Source organism: Phaeobacter sp. HS011 (assembly GCF_018101215.1).
Classification (GTDB): Bacteria; Pseudomonadota; Alphaproteobacteria; order Rhodobacterales; family Rhodobacteraceae; genus Phaeobacter; species Phaeobacter inhibens.
Map to the genome: position 1 here is coordinate 64,843 of NZ_JAGEUF010000010.1, position 21,459 is coordinate 86,301.

Annotated in this window: 17 protein-coding genes and 1 pseudogene; 12 read left to right on the forward strand and 6 right to left on the reverse strand. The window is 62.4% G+C overall.

Annotated elements, in window-relative coordinates:
• Positions 1 to 68: 68 nt before the first annotated feature.
• The gene (locus tag J4721_RS17195; RefSeq protein ID WP_014880855.1) at positions 69 to 533 is read right to left on the reverse strand and encodes an Rrf2 family transcriptional regulator; all 465 of its coding nucleotides are present in this window, start codon (positions 531 to 533) and stop codon (positions 69 to 71) included.
• Between the two features lie 216 nt (positions 534 to 749).
• Between J4721_RS17195 and J4721_RS17200 the strand changes: the two genes are divergently transcribed.
• Positions 750 to 1,337 (forward strand): gamma-glutamylcyclotransferase family protein, encoded by a 588-nt coding sequence (locus J4721_RS17200; RefSeq protein ID WP_102855158.1) that lies wholly within the window; start codon positions 750 to 752, stop codon positions 1,335 to 1,337.
• On the forward strand, positions 1,334 to 2,521 hold the full coding sequence (locus J4721_RS17205) for a DUF2254 domain-containing protein (protein ID WP_211003301.1): 1,188 nt from the start codon (positions 1,334 to 1,336) through the stop codon (positions 2,519 to 2,521). Before J4721_RS17200 ends, J4721_RS17205 begins: the two co-directional genes overlap by 4 nt.
• 238 nt (positions 2,522 to 2,759) lie before the next feature.
• Here the strand turns inward: J4721_RS17205 and gltX are convergent, their stop codons facing one another.
• Complete coding sequence (gltX, locus tag J4721_RS17210; protein ID WP_211003300.1) at positions 2,760 to 4,085, reverse strand: glutamate--tRNA ligase; 1,326 nt, start codon at positions 4,083 to 4,085, stop codon at positions 2,760 to 2,762.
• A 197-nt stretch (positions 4,086 to 4,282) separates the two neighbouring features.
• Here gltX and J4721_RS17215 point away from each other — a divergent pair, with 197 nt between their 5' ends.
• On the forward strand, positions 4,283 to 5,806 hold the full coding sequence (locus J4721_RS17215) for a sensor domain-containing diguanylate cyclase (RefSeq protein ID WP_254683953.1): 1,524 nt from the start codon (positions 4,283 to 4,285) through the stop codon (positions 5,804 to 5,806).
• An 83-nt stretch (positions 5,807 to 5,889) separates the two neighbouring features.
• On the opposite strand, the gene J4721_RS17220 is transcribed toward J4721_RS17215, so the two are convergent.
• On the reverse strand, positions 5,890 to 7,548 hold the full coding sequence (locus tag J4721_RS17220) for an NAD+ synthase (protein WP_014880860.1): 1,659 nt from the start codon (positions 7,546 to 7,548) through the stop codon (positions 5,890 to 5,892).
• Positions 7,549 to 7,718: 170 nt separating this feature from the next.
• On the opposite strand from J4721_RS17220, the gene J4721_RS17225 reads away from it, so the two are divergent.
• Positions 7,719 to 9,233 carry an MORN repeat-containing protein gene (locus J4721_RS17225; protein ID WP_247656186.1) on the forward strand — a complete coding sequence of 505 codons (1,515 nt, stop codon included), beginning with the start codon at positions 7,719 to 7,721 and terminating at the stop codon, positions 9,231 to 9,233.
• Positions 9,234 to 9,511: 278 nt separating this feature from the next.
• Complete coding sequence (locus J4721_RS17230; RefSeq protein WP_211003298.1) at positions 9,512 to 11,083, forward strand: 2-isopropylmalate synthase; 1,572 nt, start codon at positions 9,512 to 9,514, stop codon at positions 11,081 to 11,083.
• Positions 11,084 to 11,159: 76 nt separating this feature from the next.
• On the opposite strand, the gene J4721_RS17235 is transcribed toward J4721_RS17230, so the two are convergent.
• Positions 11,160 to 11,960 (reverse strand): 23S rRNA (adenine(2030)-N(6))-methyltransferase RlmJ, encoded by an 801-nt coding sequence (locus J4721_RS17235; RefSeq protein ID WP_211003297.1) that lies wholly within the window; start codon positions 11,958 to 11,960, stop codon positions 11,160 to 11,162.
• 72 nt (positions 11,961 to 12,032) lie between these two features.
• Positions 12,033 to 13,103 (reverse strand): annotated as a pseudogene (locus tag J4721_RS17240) (agmatine/peptidylarginine deiminase).
• Positions 13,104 to 13,440: 337 nt separating this feature from the next.
• On the opposite strand from J4721_RS17240, the gene J4721_RS17245 reads away from it, so the two are divergent.
• From J4721_RS17245 to rodA, 5 genes are read left to right on the forward strand one after another with little or no spacing between them, the layout of a single operon-like run.
• Positions 13,441 to 14,487, forward strand: a complete 1,047-nt coding sequence (locus J4721_RS17245) for a rod shape-determining protein (protein ID WP_014875550.1) — start codon at positions 13,441 to 13,443, stop codon at positions 14,485 to 14,487.
• 52 nt (positions 14,488 to 14,539) lie between these two features.
• Complete coding sequence (mreC, locus tag J4721_RS17250; RefSeq protein WP_014875551.1) at positions 14,540 to 15,475, forward strand: rod shape-determining protein MreC; 936 nt, start codon at positions 14,540 to 14,542, stop codon at positions 15,473 to 15,475.
• Positions 15,465 to 16,001 (forward strand): rod shape-determining protein MreD, encoded by a 537-nt coding sequence (mreD, locus tag J4721_RS17255; protein ID WP_014875552.1) that lies wholly within the window; start codon positions 15,465 to 15,467, stop codon positions 15,999 to 16,001. The genes mreC and mreD overlap by 11 nt, the downstream gene beginning before the upstream one ends.
• Entirely contained in the window at positions 16,001 to 17,947 is a 1,947-nt protein-coding gene (gene mrdA, locus J4721_RS17260; RefSeq protein WP_102914653.1) for a penicillin-binding protein 2, read from the forward strand. The genes mreD and mrdA overlap by 1 nt, the downstream gene beginning before the upstream one ends.
• A 25-nt stretch (positions 17,948 to 17,972) precedes the next feature.
• Positions 17,973 to 19,112 (forward strand): rod shape-determining protein RodA, encoded by a 1,140-nt coding sequence (gene rodA, locus J4721_RS17265; RefSeq protein ID WP_014880865.1) that lies wholly within the window; start codon positions 17,973 to 17,975, stop codon positions 19,110 to 19,112.
• Here rodA and J4721_RS17270 read toward each other — a convergent pair.
• Complete coding sequence (locus tag J4721_RS17270) at positions 19,109 to 19,966, reverse strand: LysR family transcriptional regulator (RefSeq protein ID WP_211003296.1); 858 nt, start codon at positions 19,964 to 19,966, stop codon at positions 19,109 to 19,111. The genes rodA and J4721_RS17270 overlap by 4 nt on opposite strands.
• Positions 19,967 to 20,057: 91 nt before the next feature.
• Between J4721_RS17270 and J4721_RS17275 the strand changes: the two genes are divergently transcribed.
• Together J4721_RS17275 and J4721_RS17280 are read left to right on the forward strand one after the other, a co-directional pair.
• The gene (locus J4721_RS17275) at positions 20,058 to 20,468 is read left to right on the forward strand and encodes a VOC family protein (protein WP_211003295.1); all 411 of its coding nucleotides are present in this window, start codon (positions 20,058 to 20,060) and stop codon (positions 20,466 to 20,468) included.
• Positions 20,465 to 21,391: a glyoxylate/hydroxypyruvate reductase A gene (locus J4721_RS17280; protein ID WP_211003294.1), complete on the forward strand. Its 927-nt coding sequence runs from the start codon at positions 20,465 to 20,467 to the stop codon at positions 21,389 to 21,391. The genes J4721_RS17275 and J4721_RS17280 overlap by 4 nt, the downstream gene beginning before the upstream one ends.
• Positions 21,392 to 21,459: the final 68 nt, after the last annotated feature.

The following is a 21,459-nucleotide window of genomic DNA, read 5'->3' on the forward strand; positions in this document are numbered from 1 at the left end:
CAAGGAGGGACCCACATCAGACACCAGCTGCGGCAGGCTGGTGCCTGTCGCCGCGCGGCTGTACCGACCTAATTCACATAGCGCGCACAGCTGGCGGCGCCGGGCGGCTGAAACAGGGCAAACAGCGCGTCATTGTCACAGATCAGCGCCTCCAGCGTGATGCCGTCCAGCGATTGATAGAAGGCCTGCGCGGCCTCCGACAGGGCGAGGCGCAACCGGCAGGCCGACACCAGCGGGCAGGTATTGTCGGCATCGGCAAAACACTCAACCATCGGCACCGTGCCCTCGACATCGCGGAACACGTCGCCAATGCCGATTTCCGCCGCAGGCTTGCCCAGCGACATGCCGCCATTGCGACCACGTTGGGTATGAAGATATCCCAATTGCGCCAATTGGTTGATTACCTGCGCCAAATGGTTCTCGGAGATATTGCAGCGCGCCGCAATTTCCGATTTGGTGACCAGGCGGTCCGCATGGGCCGCACAGTACATCAACAGCCGCACTGCAATATTCGTCCGTTTCGTGATCCGCATGATCGCCCCTCCGAGGTGCCTTGATCGTCGGATCATGACATGGCTGCGCAAAGGCCACTTTGACATGCATCAAAGCTGCAATAGCTCTGTGCTGATCTCTGCACCGCAGGGTCGCCATCACCGCCGCCGCCGTCACGGCAGAGCCCAACTGCCTTGCCCCGATCCGGCACGCCGCGCAGATATTGCCGATTGAGACATTGCTGACAGGAGATCCGAATGACTGCCCCCGTTCCCCCAGCCCCCTATTTCTTTGGCTACGGCAGCCTGGTGAACACGCGCACCCATGCCTATGGACAGGCCCGCCCGGCACGGCTCAGCGGCTGGCGGCGGGCCTGGGTGCAGACCGATCTGCGCCCGGTGGCCTACCTCTCTGCGGTGCCCTGTGCCGACAGTCGCATCGACGGGCTGGTCGCCGAAGTCCCTGGCGCGGATTGGGCGGCTTTGGACGACCGCGAGTTCGGCTATGATCGTCTGGCGGCCCGGGACGCGGTGCAGCACGATCTGGCGCCGGAGACCGAGATCGCCGTCTACGCAATCCCCGCCAGCAGCCAGCGTGCGGCCAGCATGCGCCATCCGATCCTGCTGAGCTATCTTGATGTGGTGATCCAGGGGTATCTCGATGTCTTTGGCACAGAAGGCGTTGCCGATTTCATGCGCACGACCGATGGCTGGGACGCGCCAATCCTGAACGACCGCGCCGCCCCCCGCTATCCCCGGGCGCAGGCGCTGACCACGGAGGAACGTGATCTGGTGGACCAGCATCTGGGCGCGGTCGGGGCAACCCTGATTGGGCTCGATCAGTGATCTCGCGCACGCTTCTCTACATTCAGCGGATCACCCGGCAATTGTGGTTCCGGGTGGTGCTGATTTCAGCCTGCTCTCTCCTGGCGCTGGCCATCGCGCCCTGGCTCACCCCGTTTATCCCCGAGGATCTGGGCGAACGGTTCGGACGCGAAGCGGCGCTGCCGGTACTCAATATCCTCGCCTCCGGCATGCTGGCCGTGACCACATTTTCGCTGAACGTCATGGTCTCCGCCTATCGCACCGCCGCCGCCACCGCGACCCCGCGGGTTTACCGCCTGCTGCTTGAGGATACGATCACCCAGAGCGTTCTGGCCACCTTCGTCGGTGGATTTGTCTTCAGCTTGAGTGCGGTAATCCTGTTCCGGGCCGGGTTCTACAGCGAGGATGCGGCCATTGTGATCTTTGCGCTCACCGTTGGCGTTGTCGCGCTGATTGTCGGGGCGATTTTGCGCTGGATTGATCACCTGTCGGGCCTTGGCAGCATGGATCACACCCTGCGCCTGATCGAGGACCGCAGCCGCACCAGCCTGCGCCAGCGCGCCGATGCGCCCTGTCTGGGCGCGCAACGCGCCGAGGATGACACCCGGTTCAAGGCAAACGGCACGGCGATCCCGGCGCAGGCTTCGGGGTTCGTGCGGTTTGTGGATGTGGCGCAGTTGCAGACATTGGCGGAAGAGGCTGACACCCAGATCGCGATCCATCGCACCCCGGGTGAATTTGTGTTGCGCGGGCGGCCCGTGGCCTATGCGAAATCCGGGGATGAGGACCTGTGCGAGGCCGCCAGCCGCTGCATCGAAATCGGCGATGTGCGCAGTTTTGATCAGGATCCCTCGTTTGGACTGACCCTGCTTGCGGAAACCGCACAGCGGGCGCTGTCTCCCGGGATCAATGATCCCGGCACCGCGCTGGAGGTCATGGGGCGGCTGGAACGCTTGTTGTGGGAGAATACCCCGGATGAGGATCAGCAAGGCACGCGCGACGTGTCCTTTGACCGAATGTTCATGCCCGCCATATCCGCCCGGCATCTTCTGTCCTGCGCCTTCCCGCCCATCGCCCGCGCCGGAGGGGATGATCCTGCAGTGATCGACTGGATGGACAAGGCCCTCGCGGCACTGGGGCATCATCCCAACCCGGCCATGGCGAAAGCGGCCACAGAGATGCGGGACCAAAGCTCTGACCGCTGAGGTCTGACACATGTAAGAGCGGGCGCTCCCGTCCGCGCGCTGGACCAGGAAACCTGATCCGCACACAGTTGGGCATGGCAGACCGCCCACCGGGCGGTCTGCAGCGCCGCGCTCCGGCGCGGCGCCCGGCCCAACCACAACAGCGGCATCTTTGATGCCGATGAGGCGGGCGGGAGCACGCCCCAATACAAAAGGCGGCCCACCCGGAGCCGCCTTTTCAGACGTGTACTGGCAGAGATCAGCCGCGGGCGCGCACCGTCTCCATCAGCGCCAGCAGGGCCGACATATCGGGCCCGCGTTCCATTCCGGTTACGGCTTTGCGCAGCGGCATGAACAGGCCTTTGCCCTTGCGGCCGGTCTTTTCCTTCACTGCGGCGGTCCATTTTCCCCAGCTTTCGCTATCGTAAGGCCCCTCGGGCAGGAGCGCCATCGCCTCCGCAATGAACGCCGTGTCCTCTTCTGCAATCAACGGCTCCGCACCATCACGGCACAGCTCCCACCAGCCGCCCAGATCCTTCAGCGTGGAGATATTCTCCTTGGCCACATCCCAGAACGCGGCCTGTTTCTCAGCCGGGACCCCCAGCGCGTCCACATGTGTCTGGACATCAGCCAGCGACAGCGACTGCAGGTAGCGGGCGGTCAGCGGGTAGAGATCTTCCACATCGAATTTGGTCGGCGCTGCGCCAAAGCGGTTGATGTCAAAACCGTCGATCAGCTCCGCCATTTCCGAGCGTATCTCAACCGGGTCGGAGGAGCCCAGACGCGCCATCATGCTCAGCAACGCCATCGGCTGAACGCCCGCTTCACGCAGATCACGCAGCGCCAGCGTGCCGAGGCGTTTGGACAGCGCCTCCCCCTGCGGGCCGGTCAGCAGCGAGTGATGGGCAAAGGAGGGGACAGTACCGCCCAGCGCCTCAATGATCTGAATCTGTGTCGCAGTGTTGGTCACATGGTCAGAGCCGCGCACCACATGGGTCACGCCCATCTCGGTGTCGTCCACCACGGAGGCCAGCGTATAGAGGAACTGGCCGTCGCCGCGGATCAGCACCGGATCAGAGACCGAAGCGGCGTCAATGGAGATGTCGCCCAGAATGCCGTCAGCCCATTCGATCCGCTGCTGGTCCAGCTTGAACCGCCACACACCATCGCCACGTTCGGCGCGCAGGGCGGCCTTTTCGTCGTCGTACAGGGCCAGCGCCGCGCGGTCATAGACTGGCGGCTTGCCCATGTTCAGCTGTTTCTTGCGCTTGAGGTCCAACTCAACCGGCGTCTCAAACGCCTCGTAGAAACGACCGATCTCGCGCAGTTTGTCAGCTGCAGCAACATAGCGTTCCAGCCGCTCGGACTGGCGCTCAACCCGGTCCCAACCGAGACCCAACCATTCGAGATCCTGTTTGATCGCGTCGACATATTCTTCCTTCGACCGCTCCGGATCGGTGTCGTCGATACGCAGGATGAAGCTGCCGCCGGCCTTACGGGCGATCAGATAATTCATCAGCGCGGTGCGCAGATTGCCAACATGGATATAGCCGGTCGGCGACGGGGCAAATCGGGTGGTTGTCATCACAAGTCTCCTGTTGCCCTGCCCCATGTCACATGGACACCGTTTTGTCCAGTTGTGGCGCGGGTGCTGAACTTGCCTAAAAAGTCGTTTCAAAGTTTCGGCGTTTTCCCGGGGGATGGCTTAGGTTTCATTCAGACTTCCTGTGTCAGCCTGTCGCAGCACAACGATACGACTGGTACGAAACAATGGGGTCTCCCGTGAACAAAGTGATCCCGAATGAGATGTTGCAAGCGGAGAGTCTGCCCGAGCCATCCCATGCCCGGCTCATGGATGTATTGAACAAGCTGGATCAGGGCGTGATGGTCTGGACCGAGGACGGGCATTGCCAGGTCTTCAACGAGCGCCTGCTCACCCTTCTGGAGCTGCAGAACGGGGATATCTATCCCGGCTATTCGCGCGCGGCGTTTTTTGCCACCGCCGTCAGGCTGGGCCATGTGACCGAAGACAGCGCCAAGCAGGCGGAGCAGGATTTCAGCTCTGACAAGGAGCGGTTTTCGGCGACCCGCAGGATGCCGTCGGGACGGCGGCTGCAGATCGACACCCGCAGGCTGTCCACCGGGGGATTTGTAACCTGCTACACTGATGTCACCCAGATTGAACGCAGCGCACGGGACCTGACCCAGGCGCGGCAGGCTGCCGAAGAGGCAGAGCTGACCGCCCTGAAGACGCTTGCGGCGGAACAATCCTGGCGCGAGGAAGCCAAGCTGTTGTCCCAGCTTGATGAATGGCTGCACTCCTGCAAATCCCAGGAGGAGCTGTTTCGCATTGTCAGTGCCTTCATGGCGCAGTTGTTTCCGCAATCCCGGGGAGAGTTGTATATCTATTCCAACTCACGCGATGTTCTGGACGGAAAATGCCACTGGGGCGGCGGCGAGGCGCATGACCACATCTTCCCCGATGCCTGCTGGGCCCTGCGGCGAGGTCGGCAATATCTCTATTCGGCGGATAAAATCGCCTTTGCCTGCGCCCATGTGGAAGAGCAGCCCAGCACCAGCGATCATAAGGAGTACGTCTGTTTTCCGGTGGTCGCCCATGGCAATACCGTGGGTCTGTTGCATGTGAAATTCGCGCCCGAAACCGATGCCAAACGCAAGGTGGCGCTGCATCGTCTGGCGCTGCGCTGCGGTGAGCATATCTCACTGGCGGTGGCCAATGTGCGGCTGCGCGATGAACTACACGATCAATCCACCCGCGATCCGCTGACCGGCGTCTATAACCGACGTTATTTCCTGGGAGAGCTGCGCAATGCGGTGGCCCTCGCCGACCGGCGCGCCAGCCAAGTGGGGCTGCTCAGCTTTGATGCCGACCGGTTCAAGACCTTCAATGACACCCATGGCCACGATGCGGGCGACATGGTGCTGCGCGCCATTGGCGACACGCTGAAGGAGCTGTTTCACAACGGAGAGGTCTGCTGCCGGATGGGAGGCGAGGAATTTGCAGTGTTCCTGCCCGACACCGACAAGGAACAGACCATTGAGGTGGGCGAGGCTCTGCGCGCTGCAATCGAAGATATCACCCTGCGCTACGGCTCCGGCACGTTGCCACGGGTCACCATCTCCATCGGGGTTGCCAGCTATCCCGAGGACGGGCTGCTGCCGCAGGATCTGATGCATGCCGCGGATCGCGCGCTCTACGCTGCCAAGGACGCAGGCCGCAACTGCGTGGTGGATTGCCAGAAGGCCGACCCGGCCAAGGGCCCGTTCTCAGGAGCCCAAGACTGACAGCGCCCGTCGCCACAGGTTTAGTTGCCGACCGCAAGTGACGTCGACGAATGCCTTTGCGGCACCCAAACCGCTGCCCCGCCTCAGCTTGGATCGCGCCAGCGGTTCACGATCGGGTAGCGCCGGTCCAGCCAGAACGCACGCGGCGTCAGACGCGCACCGGGCGCCGACTGAAAACGCTTGTATTCGCTGATATAAATCAGGTGCTCCACACGTTTGGCATTCTCCCGCGAGAACCCTGCCGCGACGCAATCGGCAATCGACCCATCCCGGTCCACCAAGATCTCCAGCAACGCATCCAGTTCCGGGTAATCCGGCAGGCTGTCGCTGTCTTTCTGATCATCGCGCAGTTCGGCACTGGGCGGCTTGTCAATCACATTGGGGCGGATCACCTCGCCCTCTGGCCCCATCATCCAGTCCCGGTGATTGTCATTGCGCCAGCGGCAAGTCTCAAATACGCGGGTCTTGTAGAGATCCTTGATCGGGTTATAGCCCCCCGCCATATCGCCATAGATCGTCGCATAGCCCACGGCGACCTCGGATTTATTGCCGGTGGTCAGCAGCATCTCGCCAAATTTGTTCGACATCGCCATCAGCAGGAGCCCCCGCAGGCGGGACTGGATGTTTTCCTCCGTCAGCCCCTCGTCCAGACCTGCAAACAGCGGCGCCAACGTGTTGGTGATGGCAGCACGCCCCTCGGCAATCGGGACGTAGTCGTAGTGCACGCCCAGCGCCTTGGCCACGGCTTCGGCATCGTCCAGCGACTCTTGCGAGGTATATTCGGACGGCAGCATCACGCAGCGGACATTCTCCGCCCCCAGCGCATCAACCGCAATGGTAGCCACAATGGCGGAATCGACCCCACCGGACAGACCCAGCAGCACCTTCTTGAAGCCGGTCTTGCGCATGTAGTCGCGCAGCGACAGCGTCATGACGTGATAATCCTGCTCCCATTCATCCGGTAGCGAGGCCTTGGGGCCTTCGACGGCGCGCCACCCCTCGGCGGTGCGTTCCAGATCGAGATGCTGTATCGCCTCGTCAAAGACCGGCATCTGCAGCGCCAGCGCACCGCCCGGGTTCAGCACAAAGGAACCGCCATCAAAGACCTGATCATCCTGACCGCCCACCATATTGAGGTAGATCACTGGCAGATCGGTTTCGACCGCGCGGGCCACCATGTGGTTGAACCGCACATCCATCTTGTTCCGGAAATAGGGCGATCCATTGGGGATCAGCAGGAACTCAGCACCGGTTTCCGCCAGTGTCTCGGCCACATCCTCGTACCAGCCGTCCTCGCAGATGGGGCTGCCGATCCGGGTATTGCCAACCGCGTAAGGCCCACCCAAGGGACCGGCATCAAAGATCCGCACCTCGTCAAACACAGTGGCATTGGGCAAATGGTGTTTCAGCACCTGCGTGGTGATCTTGCCGCCCTTCAGGATCAGATAGGCGTTGAACAATTTGCCATCTGCTACCCAGGGGCTGCCGACCGCCAGAGCTGGCCCATCGGCGCAATCGGCGGCCAACCGCTCAACTTCGGCAATCGCGGCCTGGTGAAAAACCGGCTTTTGCACCAGATCCTGCGTGTTGTAGCCGGTGATGAACATTTCCGGCAAAGCGACCAGATCCGCCCCGGCGTCACGCCCTGCGGCCCAGGCCTCGCGGGCCTTGTTTGCATTGCCCGCCAGATCCCCGACGGTGGGGTTCAACTGGGCCAGTGTCACGCGAAAACGATCAGCCATCCTGCTTGCGTCCTTCGATAATCCTGCCTTCTGCCATTAAACAGATCGCGCCCCGAGGGAAAGACCACAGCGGCAAAAGACATTGCGACGGCGGCGGCTGTGGCATAGTTTCCTGTCAAACAGATCAACAGGCCCGCACCGCGGCTCTCCTTATGGCAAGCAGATATTCCATGACCCGTTTCACCACCGCCGCTCTTTTGACCTCTGCCCTGGCGCTTGGCGCTGCCGGGGGGATCCGTCCGGCCCTGGCACAGGACGATGGCAAGGTACTGACCACACAGGATGAAATCGGCGGCATCTATGAGGGCACCTTTCGCGGTGGGTTGCAGCATGGCACCGGCACCTACACCCTGCCCAACGGCTATGAATATACCGGCGACTGGGTCGATGGTGAGGTGCGCGGACGCGGCGTGGCGCGGTTCCCCAACGGCTCCGTCTACGAGGGCGAGTTTGCCAAGGGCAAACCGGAGGGCGCGGGCAAAATCACCTTTGCCGATGGCGGCACCTACGAGGGGGAGTGGTCCGACGGGGTGATCAACGGTCAGGGCATCGCGGTCTACGCCAACGGCGCCCGCTACGAGGGCGGCTTTCGTGATGCCAAGCACCACGGCAAGGGCCTCATGCGCAACCCGGGCGGCTATCAGTATGAGGGCGACTGGGTCGATGGCCTGAAGGACGGCACCGGCAAAATCACCTACCCCGACGGCGCCACTTACGAGGGCGATATCCGCAACGGGCAGCTGGAAGGCACCGGCAAGCTGATCATGCCCGACGGGCTGATCTACGAGGGCGACTGGGCCGCGAACCAGATGGATGGCACCGGGGTGCTGACGCAGCCCAATGGCGACATCTACGAGGGCCCTTTGGCGGCCGGGCGCCGTCAGGGTGAGGGCAAGCAGATCCATGCCAATGGCGATGTCTATATCGGCAATTTCGAGGATGATCTGCGCCACGGCGAAGGCACCTTCACCAAGACCGATGGCTATGTCTACAGCGGCGAATGGCTGGCTGGCCAGATCGAAGGCATGGGCCGCGTTACCTATCCCGACGGTTCGGTCTACGAAGGCCAGTTCCGCGATGATCTCGCCGATGGGGTGGGCAAAATCACCTATCCCGATGGCTCCACCTACGAAGGCGACTGGGTCGCCGGCGTGATCGAGGGGACCGGCACCACCACCTATCCCAACGGGCTGGTCTATACCGGCGAATTCAAGAACGCCAAGAACCACGGTCAGGGGGTCATGACCTATCCCGACGGCTACCGCTACGAAGGTGGCTGGAAAGACGGTCAGCGTGATGGTGATGCGGTTGTGACCTACCCTGACGGCTCGGTCTATACCGGCAGCTTTGCCAACAGCCAGCGTCACGGCACTGGCAAGATCGTGATGACAGATGGCTTCAGCTATGAAGGCGACTGGACCGAAGGCAAGATCAGCGGCAAGGGGGTCGCGACCTATGCCAATGGCGACGTTTATGAGGGCAGCTTCCTCAACTCCAAACGACAAGGCCCCGGCGTGATGCGCTATGCCAGCGGTCAGGAGGCCGAAGGCACCTGGGAAAACGGCGCCCTGAAAACCACCGGCGGCGCCACGCAGGGCAACGATGACGCCGATGCAGATCAGGCCACCGAAGATCAGGCCAGCGACACGGTTCCCGCCGCAGCCGATGACGACGCCAGCAACTGATCCGCGTCACCCGGCCAAGGCGGCGGATCGGCGACAGTCGCAAGCTTTGCCCCCGCGCCGATAATTTCTGTCTTCCCATTCGCCTTCGGCTCTGTATAACTCTGCGTCATGACCATGCGTGCAGATATCCTTCGCTCCGCCACCGCGTTTCGCGGTGCAGATCTGCGCGCCCTACTGATCCTAATCCGCCTCTGAGCGTGCCATCCGGCGCGCCCGCTCAGAGGGGAAGGCATGCGCGCCAAGAATTGGATTTTAGGACAGACAAGAAAGATACCGACATGACGACTGCAGCTGACAAAGATCGCGTTTTGATCTTCGACACCACTTTGCGCGATGGCGAGCAGAGCCCCGGCGCAACCATGACCCATGACGAAAAGCTCGAAATTGCCGAGTTGCTTGACGATATGGGCGTGGACATCATCGAAGCCGGGTTTCCGATTGCCTCCGAAGGCGATTTCAAAGCGGTCAGCGAAATCGCCGAACGGTCCCGCAACTCGGTCATCTGTGGCCTCGCTCGGGCCAATTTCAAAGATATCGACCGCTGCGCCGAAGCGGTGAAGAACGCCGCCCAACCACGTATCCACACGTTTATCGGCACCTCAGAATTGCACCGCGCCATCCCCAACCTCACCAAGGATGAGATGGCCGAGAAAATCCACGACACGGTCACACACGCCCGCAACCTGGTGGACAATGTGCAGTGGTCGCCGATGGATGCAACACGCACCGAATGGGATTACCTCTGCCGGGTAATCGAGATTGCGATCAAGGCGGGGGCGACCACCATCAATATCCCCGATACCGTGGGCTATACCGCCCCGGTCGAAAGCGCCGATCTGATCAAGCGCCTGATCGAAACCGTGCCCGGCGCCGATGATGTGATTTTTGCCACCCATTGTCACAATGACCTTGGCATGGCGACGGCGAATTCTCTGGCCGCGGTTGCAGGTGGCGCGCGACAGATCGAATGCACCATAAACGGGCTTGGCGAACGCGCCGGCAACACCGCACTGGAAGAGGTCGTCATGGCCCTGAAGGTGCGCAATGATATTATGCCCTTCACCACTGGCATCGACACCCAGAAGATCATGCATATCTCCCGCCGGGTCTCGACGGTGTCGGGCTTTGTCGTGCAGCCTAATAAGGCGATTGTCGGCAAAAACGCCTTTGCCCATGAAAGCGGCATCCACCAGGATGGCATGCTGAAAAACAAGGAAACTTTTGAGATCATGCGGCCCGAGGATGTGGGCATTGCCGGCACCTCGCTGCCGCTTGGCAAACACTCCGGCCGTGCAGCCTTGCGCGACAAGCTGAGCCAGCTCGGCTTTGAGGTGGGCGACAACCAGCTGAAGGATCTCTTTGTCCGGTTCAAGGAACTCGCCGACCGCAAGAAAGAGGTGTTCGACGACGATATCATCGCCCTGATGCGCACCAGCGGCGATGAGGATGATCACCTCAAGCTGGTCTCCATGAAAGTGGTCTGCGGCACCGGCGGCCCGGCTGAGGCCACCCTTGAGATGGAAGTTGAGGGCAAGGATGTGTCTGAGACCGCAGAAGGCGACGGCCCGGTTGATGCAGCCTTCAGGGCGATCCGCAAAATCCACCCGAACTCGGCGCATCTGCAGCTCTATCAGGTCCATGCGGTGACCGAAGGCACTGACGCGCAGGCCACGGTTTCGGTCCGGCTGGAAGAAAATGGCGTGATCGCCACCGGCGAAAGCGCCAACACCGATACGGTTGTCGCCTCTGCCGCGGCCTATATCGGCGCGCTGAACCGGCTGATTATCCGCCGCGACAAAATGGGCGAAGGCGCCGACACGCGTGAGATTTCCTACAAGGACATCACCTGAGCCACGCGCGAAACTAAAACAACAAAAGGCCACCCAAAGCGGGTGGCCTTTTTGACGTCGCTATCCGGGCGGGGATCTAACCCAGCTGTGCAAACAGCTTGGTCAGCCGCCGTGCCTCATCCTCGGTGCCGAAAGGCGCGTTGACGATGAACATGCCGGAGCCAACCATGCGGTGTCCCTCGCGGGCGGGCGGAAACCGCACCTCATGGCGCAGCGCGCCCGGCAGGTTCTGTGCCTCCAGCGCGGTCAGCATCGGCTTATGCGTGCCATCGGTCAGGATCGGGTACCACAGCGCAATCACCCCCACGTTCCACTTGCGGTGCAGCTTGGCGATATGGCCGGGGATCTGCGCATAGTCGCGCTTCACTTCGTAACTTGGATCAATCAGCATCAGCCCACGGCGCGGGGTCGGCGGCGCCAGCGATTGCGCCAGCTCAAACCCATCCTGCTGATGCACATGAACGCGCCGCCCCAGCCCATGCGGCCAAAGCGCCTGCCGCAGGGCGGCGCTCTCCTGTGGGTGCAGCTCGGCAAAATTGAGACTGTCGGCCTCGCGCAGGAGATGCGCCGCGATCAGGGGGGAGCCGGGATAGGCCTTCTCGCCATCTGCGCTGCGGGTTCGGGTAATGGCCTCTGCCAGCGGATGCTCCGCGTCCAGCATGGATCCGTCCAGCAGGCGGTTGATCCCAGCCGCGGCCTCTCCCGTCTTCACTGCCTCTGCCGCATCCAGCTGATAGAGCCCGCGCCCGGCGTGGGTCTCGATATAGCTGAGCGGCTTGTCCTTCCGCGTGAGATAATCCAGCATCCGCGCCAGCAGCGCGTGTTTCTGAACATCGGCCAGATTTCCGGCATGGTAGATATGTTGATATGACAGCATCCCAGCCCTCTACCGCCAAACCGCCCCGGACAAAAGCCCCTTGCCGCAGCGGAGGGCGTTGGATCCGATGGCTCAGACCGCTGGCATCTGCTGCGTTGCACAGTGAATGCCACCGCCCAATTCGCCCAGCGGGTCCACGTTCAGCGTGACAATCTCCCGTCCCGGATAGTGACGCGCCAGCGCGTTCCGCGCGATCTCATCGGTTTCGCGATCCCCGAATTCCGCCGCGATCACCGCGCCATTGCAGACATAATAATTGGCGTAAGAGGCGACAAAATCGAAGCTTTTGATCCGACGGATATGAGGTTCCGGGATAACCTCCACCGCCAGCCCCGCCGCAATCAGCCGGTCATGCGTGTCCAACGCGGCCATATGGAACGGATCGGCGCTATCGGGGGTATCGGGCAGGTTCACAAGAACACGCCCCGGCCCGGTGAAACGTGCGAGGCTATCGATATGATAATCAGTGATATCCTCCCCCCGGACGCCCTCCGCCCAGATCATGCGATCCGCCCCATAGGCCTCCAGCAGCCGTTGTTCTATCTGAGCGCGCGACAGGCCGGGGTTCCGGTTCTTGTTCACCCAGCTGCTCTCATGTGCCATCAGCAGCCCGTGCCCGTCCTGCTCCACGCCGCCGGCCTCGCCATGCAAACCGGTTGGCAACAGCGGCAGCCCCAAACGCTCAGCCACCCGTTCTGCGATCTGGCTGTCCCGCCGGTTGACCTGCTTTTTGCCCCAGCCGTTGAACTGGATATGGCTGATCGCCATGCCGCCTGCGCCATCAATCACAAAGATTGGCCCTGAATCGCGGCACCACAGATCCTCGGTCGGGATATCCCACAGCTCGACATCCGCAGACAGCTTGGCGCGCGCGCCGCTGTGATCCGCTGCCGCCGCGAGCACTGTGACAGGTTCAAACGCCGCAATCGCATTGGCGATATCTGCAATCGTCTACTGCGCCATGTCGCGGAACACAGGATCGGGATGCACCTTCCTGCTGACCGGCCATTGCATGAAGCTGCGCTGATGCGGCGCTTCCTCCGGTGGGACAAAAAATCCGGACCCGGCAACGGCAGTTTGTCCTGTGATCAGATTTGCCATGCCGAAGGCCCCGCCAGCCAGTAAGAAATTTCGCCGCTTCATCGCCGTTCCCTTCGCCGACCAAACATCCGTAAGGATCAAGCTTAACAACGCTGTGCAAACAAGAGAAGCAACATCGCGCGGCCCTGTACCGCCTCCGATAGTTGCCGGAGGCATGCGGTTTTTGAGGGGCGCGCTTATCAGATCCGCGCCACACCTGCCCGCACTGCCAATCGGATCGGTTGTCTGCCTTTCCCATGGGGCACCCCGCGGTGGTGGCGAAAAGGCGCCTTTTGGTCCGAATCCGCCCTTTCGCCACCTCTCAGCGCTGCTTATAAGACATAAAGCCCGCTCTCAGCAGAGTCGCGGGACAGGTGGCAGTTTTACAGGGTCTTAATATATGTCGATCTTCGGAAGTCTTGGCGGGTTGTTCACGTCTGATATGGCAATTGACCTCGGTACGGCGAACACGCTTGTCTATGTAAAAGGTCGCGGTGTCATCCTGTCAGAGCCGTCGGTTGTGGCCTATCACGTGAAAGATGGCGTCAAGAAAGTACTGGCCGTTGGCGAAGACGCCAAGCTGATGCTGGGCCGCACCCCCGGCTCCATCGAGGCGATCCGCCCGATGCGCGAAGGCGTGATTGCGGACTTCGACACCGCCGAAGAGATGATCAAGCATTTCATCCGCAAGGTACACAAACGCTCCACCTTCTCCAAACCGAAGATCATCGTCTGCGTCCCGCATGGCGCCACCCCGGTTGAAAAACGCGCGATCCGCCAGTCGGTGCTCTCCGCAGGTGCCCGCCGCGCCGGGCTGATCGCCGAGCCGATTGCCGCCGCCATTGGTGCCGGGATGCCGATCACCGATCCAACCGGCAACATGGTCGTGGACATCGGCGGCGGCACGACCGAGGTTGCGGTCCTGTCGCTGGGCGACATAGTCTATGCCCGCTCCGTGCGCGTCGGTGGCGACCGGATGGATGAGGCGATCATCAACTACCTGCGCCGCCAGCAGAACCTGTTGATCGGGGAATCCACCGCTGAACGCGTGAAGACCTCCATCGGTACCGCCCGGATGCCCGATGATGGCCGTGGCCAGTCAATGCAGATCCGTGGTCGTGACCTGCTGAACGGCGTGCCAAAAGAGATTGAAGTCAGCCAGGCCCAGGTGGCCGAGGCGCTGGCCGAACCGGTGCAGCAGATCTGCGAAGCGGTGATGACCGCGCTGGAAACCACCCCGCCGGATCTGGCGGCGGATATCGTGGACCGGGGCGTGATGCTGACCGGCGGTGGCGCGCTGCTGGGTGATCTGGATCTGGCCCTGCGTGAGCAGACCGGCCTGGCCGTCTCCATCGCGGACGAGAGCCTGAACTGCGTGGCGCTTGGCACCGGCAAGGCGCTGGAATACGAAAAACAGCTGGCACACGCCATCGATTACGACAGCTGAGCGGACGGACCATCACTAGGATGGTCGACGCCCGGCGCCGGGAAGGAACACCTTGGCCAAAGATCGGTCCCAGCGCGATGACTACACCGCCCCGCTGCGCCGCCTGCTGACCGGGGTTGTCTGCCTGTGTCTGCTGGCGATTTTCCTGATCTGGCGGATCGACAGTCCACGGGTTGAACGGTTCCGCGCACAGGTCGTTGATGCGGTGGTGCCCAGCATGGACTGGGCCATGATCCCGGTTGAGGGCGCAATCAATCTCTTCCGTGATTTCCAGAGCTATCAGCGCCTTGCCGAGCAGAACCGGGAATTGCGCAGCGAGCTGCGTCAGATGCGCGCCTGGAAAGAGGCCGCGTTGCAGCTGGAGCAGGAAAACGCCCGCCTGCTGGATCTCAACAACGTGCGGCTCGACCCGCGTCTCACCTATGTGACGGGCGTGGTCATGGCCGACAGCGGGTCGCCGTTTCGTCAATCGGTGATCCTCAACGTAGGCGCCCGCGACGGGGTGCGCGACGGCTGGGCGGCGATGGATGGTATCGGTCTGGTCGGGCGGATTTCCGGCACCGGGCAGGACACCGCGCGGGTGATCCTGCTGACCGATGCAGCCAGCGCTGTGCCCGCCCTGATCCAACCTTCGGGGCAGAGCACACTGGTGGCCGGCGACAACAGCCCGGCACCGGTGATCGACTTTCTCGAAAACCCCGATCTGGTGCGCCCAGGCGACCGGGTGGTGACCTCGGGGGATGGCAATGTGTTTCCGGCGGGCCTGCTGATCGGGCAGGTCACGCAGGACCGCTTTGGCCGCCTGCGGGTGCGCCTCTCGGCGGATTATGAGCGGCTCGAATTCCTGCGGGTGCTGCGCCACCACGGCTCCGAGGTGATCAAGGACCCCGGTGGGCTGGTGGTGCCTGCACCGGGCATCAACATCCCGCAACCCCGCCCCGAAGGTCTGGGCAATGAGGCCGCAGCGGGGGCCACAGATGGCGAATAACGCCCCGGCGCGGATCTGGGTCATGCGGGCGGCCTTTCCGGCCCTGGCGCTTGTGATCATGTTCTTTCACCTGCTGCCACTGGATACGCTACCCTCTCGCTGGGCGCCGCCGGATCTGCTGCTGGCGCTGGTCATGGCCTGGTCGATGCGCCGCCCCGACTATGTGCCGACCGTGCTGATTGCGCTGACGTTCCTGCTCGCGGATCTGTTGTTTCAGCGGCCACCGGGGCTGATGGCGCTTCTGGTCGTGCTCGCCTGCAGCTTTCTGAAATCACAGGTCCAGCCGCATCGCGAAACCGCCTTTATCGGCGAATGGGTCACCGTGGCCATAACCATCACCGCCGTGACCCTGCTTAACCGGCTGATCCTCGCGGTTCTGGGGGTGGTGCAACCGTCGCTGGGGTTGATTCTGATCCAGATGGTGGCAACATTGCTGATCTATCCGCTGGTCGCGCTGGCCAGCCAAAGCCTGCTGGGGGTGCGCAAACTCTCCCCGGCAGAGGCAGAAGCCCTGGGAAGCCGCTGATGAAACGCAACGTCAAAGACGTCGAAGCCTCACACCGCAAACTCAGCCGCCGCGCGCTGCTTTTGGGCGGGTTGCAGCTGGCCTTTGCCGGTGGTCTTGCGATGCGAATGCGGCACCTTCAGGTCGATCAGGCCGATCAGTTCCGCCTGCTGGCCGAGGAAAACCGCATCAACCTGCGCCTGATCCCGCCCGCCCGCGGACAGATCTATGACCGCAACGGCACCATTCTGGCGCAAAACGCCCAATCCTACCGGATCACCGTGGTGCCGGAGGACGCGGGCGATGTGGGTGACGTTATCGGCAAGCTGTCGCGCCTGCTGACGCTCGACCCCGAAGACATCGAGCGCGCGATGGCCGAGATGCGCCGCTCACCGCCGTTCCTGCCAATCACACTGGCCGATCAGATCAGCTGGGATGATATCTCCAAGGTGGCGGTGAACGCCCCCGCCCTGCCCGGCATCACGCCTGAGGTCGGCCTCACGCGGGTTTACCCCCAGCAGGAGGATTTTGCCCACGTGGTGGGCTATGTCGGTCCGGTCTCCGACTATGACCTCAGCAAGATGGAGGACCCCGAACCGGTGCTGATGATCCCGCGCTTTCAGATCGGCAAGGTCGGGTTCGAGGCCAAGCGCGAAGACGTGCTGCGCGGCAAGGCCGGCGCCAAGCGGGTCGAGGTCAACGCCACCGGACGTGTCATGCGCGAGCTGGACCGCCGCGAGGGTGAGGCCGGCGCGGATATGCAGCTGACCGTTGATGCGGATTTGCAGTATTACACCCAGGCCCGCCTGGGCAAGGAAAGCGCCAGCGCCGTGGTGATCGACTGCGAAAGCGGCGATGTCCGCGCCATTGCCTCCTCCCCCAGTTTTGATCCCAATCTGTTTGTGCGGGGCATCTCGGTTGCCGATTACCGGATGCTCACCGAAGACCCCTATCGCCCGCTGGCCAATAAATCGGTGCAGGGCACCTATCCACCGGGATCGACCTTCAAGATGATCACCGCCCTCGCCGCGCTGGAAGAAGGCTTGATCGGCACCGAAGACACCGTCTGGTGCCCCGGCCATCTGGAGGTCTCGGGCCGCCGTTTCCACTGCTGGAAACGCGCAGGCCACGGCCATGTGGATCTCAACACCTCGCTCAAAAGCTCCTGCGACGTCTATTATTACGACCTCGCCATCAAGGTTGGCATCGACAAGATTTCCGCCATGGCGAAACGCTTCGGCCTTGGCGTGCGCCATGATCTGCCGATGTCCGCCGTGGCCAAGGGGATTGCCCCGAACAAGGAATGGAAATCGAAAACCTACGGTCAGGACTGGCTGGTTGGCGATACCGTGAACTCCTCCATCGGGCAGGGCTATCTTTTGGCCTCGCCGATGCAGCTGGCCGTGATGACAGCGCGTCTGGCCACTGGTCGCTCGGTCACGCCGCGCCTGCTGAAATCCATCGACGGGGTGGAGCAGCCCAGCGGCGCCGGAGAACCGATCGGCGTCAATGAAAACAACCTGCGCACCATCCGCCGGGGCATGTACTCGGTCAGCAATGAGCGGCGCGGCACCGGCTACCGCTCCCGGATCATCGCCGACGGCATGCGTATGGCCGGCAAAAGCGGCACCAGCCAGGTGCGCAATATCACCGCCGCAGAACGCGCCGCCGGGGTGATCCGCAACGAGGATCTGCCGTGGGAACGCCGCGACCATGCACTGTTTGTGGCCTATGCACCGGCTGACGCTCCGAAATTCGCCGTTGCAGTGGTGGTCGAGCATGGCGGCGGCGGTTCCAAGGCAGCGGCCCCTATCGCGCGCGATGTGCTCTTGCAGGCGCTCTATGACGGCAGCCCGCCGCTGGAGGCCTACCCCAAGAAGGACCGCACCAACATCGAAGCCCTGCAGCAACGTCTGGAACGTGAGCGCATTCAGCGCAATCGCGACAGCGGCAGCGGGCAGGCTTGAGAGCGCCGCGTATGAGAGGACCCGCATGAGCTATCTCGCCAATAACGCGCAATCGGTGCCCACCGGCCTGCGCAAGATCCTCTATCTGAATTGGCCATTGGTCCTGCTACTGGCCAGTGTCGCCAGCGTTGGCTTCCTGATGCTCTACTCGGTGGCGGGCGGCAGTTTCTCTCCCTGGGTTGAACCACAGGTCAAACGCTTCGTTCTGGGACTGTCGGTGATGCTGGTGGTCGCCATGATCCCGATCTGGTTCTGGCGCAATATCTCCGTTCTGGCCTATTTGGTCTCCGTCCTGCTGCTGGTGGCGGTGGAGTTTTTCGGCACCGTCGGCATGGGCGCTCAGCGCTGGATCGACATCGGCTTCATGCGGCTACAACCGTCCGAGCTGATGAAGATCACGTTGGTGATGCTGCTGGCGGCCTATTACGACTGGCTGCCCCCGGAACGCTGCTCGCGTCCGCAATGGGTGATCCTGCCGGTCATCCTGATCCTGCTGCCCACCTTTCTGGTGCTGCGCCAGCCTGACCTTGGCACCTCCATCCTGCTGATGGCGGCCGGTGGCGGCGTGATGTTCCTTGCCGGTGTTCACTGGGCCTATTTCGCCGCTGTCATCGGGGCCGGTGTCGGGCTTGTGGCCACCGTATTCAAAAGCCGGGGCACCGACTGGCAACTGCTGAAGGACTACCAGTTCCGCCGCATCGACACCTTCCTCGACCCCTCACAGGATCCGCTTGGGGCGGGATATCATATCACCCAGTCGAAGATCGCGCTCGGTTCCGGGGGCTGGTCGGGGCGCGGCTTCATGCAGGGCACCCAGTCACGGCTGAACTTTCTGCCGGAAAAACACACCGATTTCATCTTCACCACCCTGGCCGAGGAATTCGGCTTCATCGGCGGATTTACCCTTCTCTTCATCTATATGCTGGTGATCACCTTCTGCATTGCCACCGCGCTCGCCACCAAGGACCGCTTTGCGTCGCTGGTCACATTGGGGATTGCGATCAGCTTCTTCCTGTTCTTTGCAGTGAACATGTCGATGGTGATGGGCCTCGCCCCGGTGGTGGGCGTGCCGCTGCCGATGGTGTCCTATGGTGGCTCTGTGATGCTGGTTCTGATGGGCGCCTTTGGCCTTGTGCAAAGCGCGAATATCCACCGCCCACGCTAAGCGCCCGTTAAGGCGCCCAGCAGCACCCGTGTCAGCGCGCTGTCCGCATCGCGCTGATGCAGCAGGACACCCAGCCGCCTCTCCGCACCGTCAAACGGGGTGAACCGCAGGCCAGCATGCCTGCGCAGCCCCTCCCAGAGCGGCACAACGGCCTGCGCGGTGCCCTCTGCCACCATCTGCGCGATCAGTTCAAGCGCATCCAGTTCCGCCAGAATATCCGGCATATCAACCCGCTGCGTCAGTGCCTGCCAGCAGCGCGCCCCACCCCAGGCGTCGCGGCTGTAGATCAGGAACGGCAACGCCTCATCAGATGGTCCGTCAGATGGCCCATCACGGTCCGTCTCTGCCTGCAACAAGCCAATGGGCTGGCGGGCGACCTCTTTGAAAACATAGGCTTTGGGGAGCGCAAACGGTGGCTCAATCAGCAATGCGGCGTCCACCTGCCCCTGTTGCATCAAAGCATAAAGCCCTTCCGATGTTCCGGGCACCAGCTGCAAGGCCACCTCCGGCGCCGCTTGCCTCAGGTGCCGAAGGATCGTTCCCGCGTAGTCCCCCATGGCTGTCGACACCGCCCCGAGCCGCAGCGTGCCGCTGAGGGTGGCCCCGCGCAGCTGCCCCCGCAGCTCTGCCTCGGCACGCAAGATCTCGCGCATCTTTGGCAACAGGCGACGACATTCCGCTGTTGGCTGCATGACGCGCCCGGTGCGGCACAGAAGCACCACGCCGACATCGGCCTCAAGTGCAGCGATCCGTTGCGAAATCGCCGATGCGGTGATCCCCTCACGGCGCGCCGCCGCCGCCAGGGATCCCTCCTCTATCGTTGTGACAAGGCTGGAAAGGAACCGTATATCCATAGTTTTTCTTATGTTTGAATACAGAAAAACAAGCTACCCTTTTTCATCACCCCCTTCTATCCCTAGTACACAGATCACAGGGAGCAGACCGATGAGCATCTTTCACCTCGCCTATCACGTCGATGATCTCGACAGGGCGCGCGGCTTTTATGGTGGCCTGCTGGGCTGTCAGGAAGGGCGCAGCACCGAGACTTGGGTCGATTTCAACTTCTTCGGCCATCAGATCTCGCTGCACCTCGGGCCGGTTTTTGCCACCGCCAAGACCGGCAAGGTCGGCGATCACATGGTGCCGATGCCCCATCTGGGTGTGATCCTGCCGCAGGACGAATGGCGCCTGCTGGCGGATCGGCTTAAACACGCGGGGCTGGCGTTCACCATCGCCCCCACCACGCGATTTGCAGGCGAGCCGGGCGAGCAGAGCACGATGTTCTTCCATGACCCGGCGGGCAACCCGATTGAAATCAAAGGTTTCGCCGATATGGCGGGAGTATTTGCCACATGATCAACGTCCAGTTTGCCGCCCTGCCCGAACGCTGGGCCACCTATGAGACCCCTTTGCGCGCTGCCTTTGCGGAGGCCGGGCTGAAGGTCGATCTGCGTCTTGATCACGCCCCGGATGAGGTGGACTATGTGGTCTATGCCCCCAATTCCGATTTGCAGGATTTCACCCCCTATACCCGCTGCAAGGCGGTGCTCAGCCTCTGGGCCGGAGTGGAGAAGATCGTCGGCAACCAGACCCTGACAATGCCGCTCTGCCGGATGGTGGACCCCGGCCTGACCGCGGGTATGGTCGAATGGGTCACGGGGCATGTGCTGCGCTATCACCTCGGTATCGACCGCACGATCCGCACGCAGGACCGATGGGAGCCGGTGGTCCCCCCGCTTGCCGAAGAGCGCCCGGTGACGGTTCTGGGCCTTGGCGCATTGGGACAGGCCTGTGCCAGCATGCTGGCCACACTGGGCTTTCCGGTCACCGGCTGGTCGCGATCCAAGAAATCCATCGACGGCATCACCTGCCGCCATGGCGACGACGGCCTGCGGGACGCCCTTGCCACGGCACAGATCGTGATCCTGCTGCTGCCAGACACCCCCGCGACCGAGAATACGCTCAACAGCGACACCCTCGCCCTGCTGCCCAAAGGGGCGCGCATCATCAACCCCGGTCGCGGTCCCCTGATTGACGATGACGCCCTTCTGGCCGCCCTCGACAGTGGCCAGATCGGCCATGCAACGCTCGACGTCTTCCGCATTGAGCCGCTGGCGATGGATCACCCCTATTGGGCCCATCCAAGGGTCACCGTGACACCGCATATCGCGGCAGAAACACGCCCCCTTACCGCCGCGCGTGTCATTGCCGACAACATCCGCCGAGGCGAGGCTGAGGCGCCGTTCCTGCATCAGGTGGATCGCACCCTCGGATACTAGAGACGGATACGCAGTGGACAAGATTTAACAATTAGCAACCACAGCGCACGCCCCGCTCAGGATCGTTT

Bases quoted from the DNA above. Each gene is read 5' to 3' on its own strand.
- J4721_RS17195 (WP_014880855.1), bottom strand. From the start codon at position 533: ATGCGGATCACGAAACGGACGAATATTGCAGTGCGGCTGTTGATGTAC.
- J4721_RS17200 (WP_102855158.1), top strand. From the start codon at position 750: ATGACTGCCCCCGTTCCCCCAGCCCCCTATTTCTTTGGCTACGGCAGC.
- gltX (WP_211003300.1), bottom strand. From the start codon at position 4,085: ATGACAACCACCCGATTTGCCCCGTCGCCGACCGGCTATATCCATGTT.
- J4721_RS17220 (WP_014880860.1), bottom strand. From the start codon at position 7,548: ATGGCTGATCGTTTTCGCGTGACACTGGCCCAGTTGAACCCCACCGTC.
- J4721_RS17225 (WP_247656186.1), top strand. From the start codon at position 7,719: ATGACCCGTTTCACCACCGCCGCTCTTTTGACCTCTGCCCTGGCGCTT.
- J4721_RS17230 (WP_211003298.1), top strand. From the start codon at position 9,512: ATGACGACTGCAGCTGACAAAGATCGCGTTTTGATCTTCGACACCACT.
- J4721_RS17235 (WP_211003297.1), bottom strand. From the start codon at position 11,960: ATGCTGTCATATCAACATATCTACCATGCCGGAAATCTGGCCGATGTT.
- J4721_RS17245 (WP_014875550.1), top strand. From the start codon at position 13,441: ATGTCGATCTTCGGAAGTCTTGGCGGGTTGTTCACGTCTGATATGGCA.
- mreD (WP_014875552.1), top strand. From the start codon at position 15,465: ATGGCGAATAACGCCCCGGCGCGGATCTGGGTCATGCGGGCGGCCTTT.
- mrdA (WP_102914653.1), top strand. From the start codon at position 16,001: ATGAAACGCAACGTCAAAGACGTCGAAGCCTCACACCGCAAACTCAGC.
- rodA (WP_014880865.1), top strand. From the start codon at position 17,973: ATGAGCTATCTCGCCAATAACGCGCAATCGGTGCCCACCGGCCTGCGC.
- J4721_RS17270 (WP_211003296.1), bottom strand. From the start codon at position 19,966: ATGGATATACGGTTCCTTTCCAGCCTTGTCACAACGATAGAGGAGGGA.
- J4721_RS17275 (WP_211003295.1), top strand. From the start codon at position 20,058: ATGAGCATCTTTCACCTCGCCTATCACGTCGATGATCTCGACAGGGCG.
- J4721_RS17280 (WP_211003294.1), top strand. From the start codon at position 20,465: ATGATCAACGTCCAGTTTGCCGCCCTGCCCGAACGCTGGGCCACCTAT.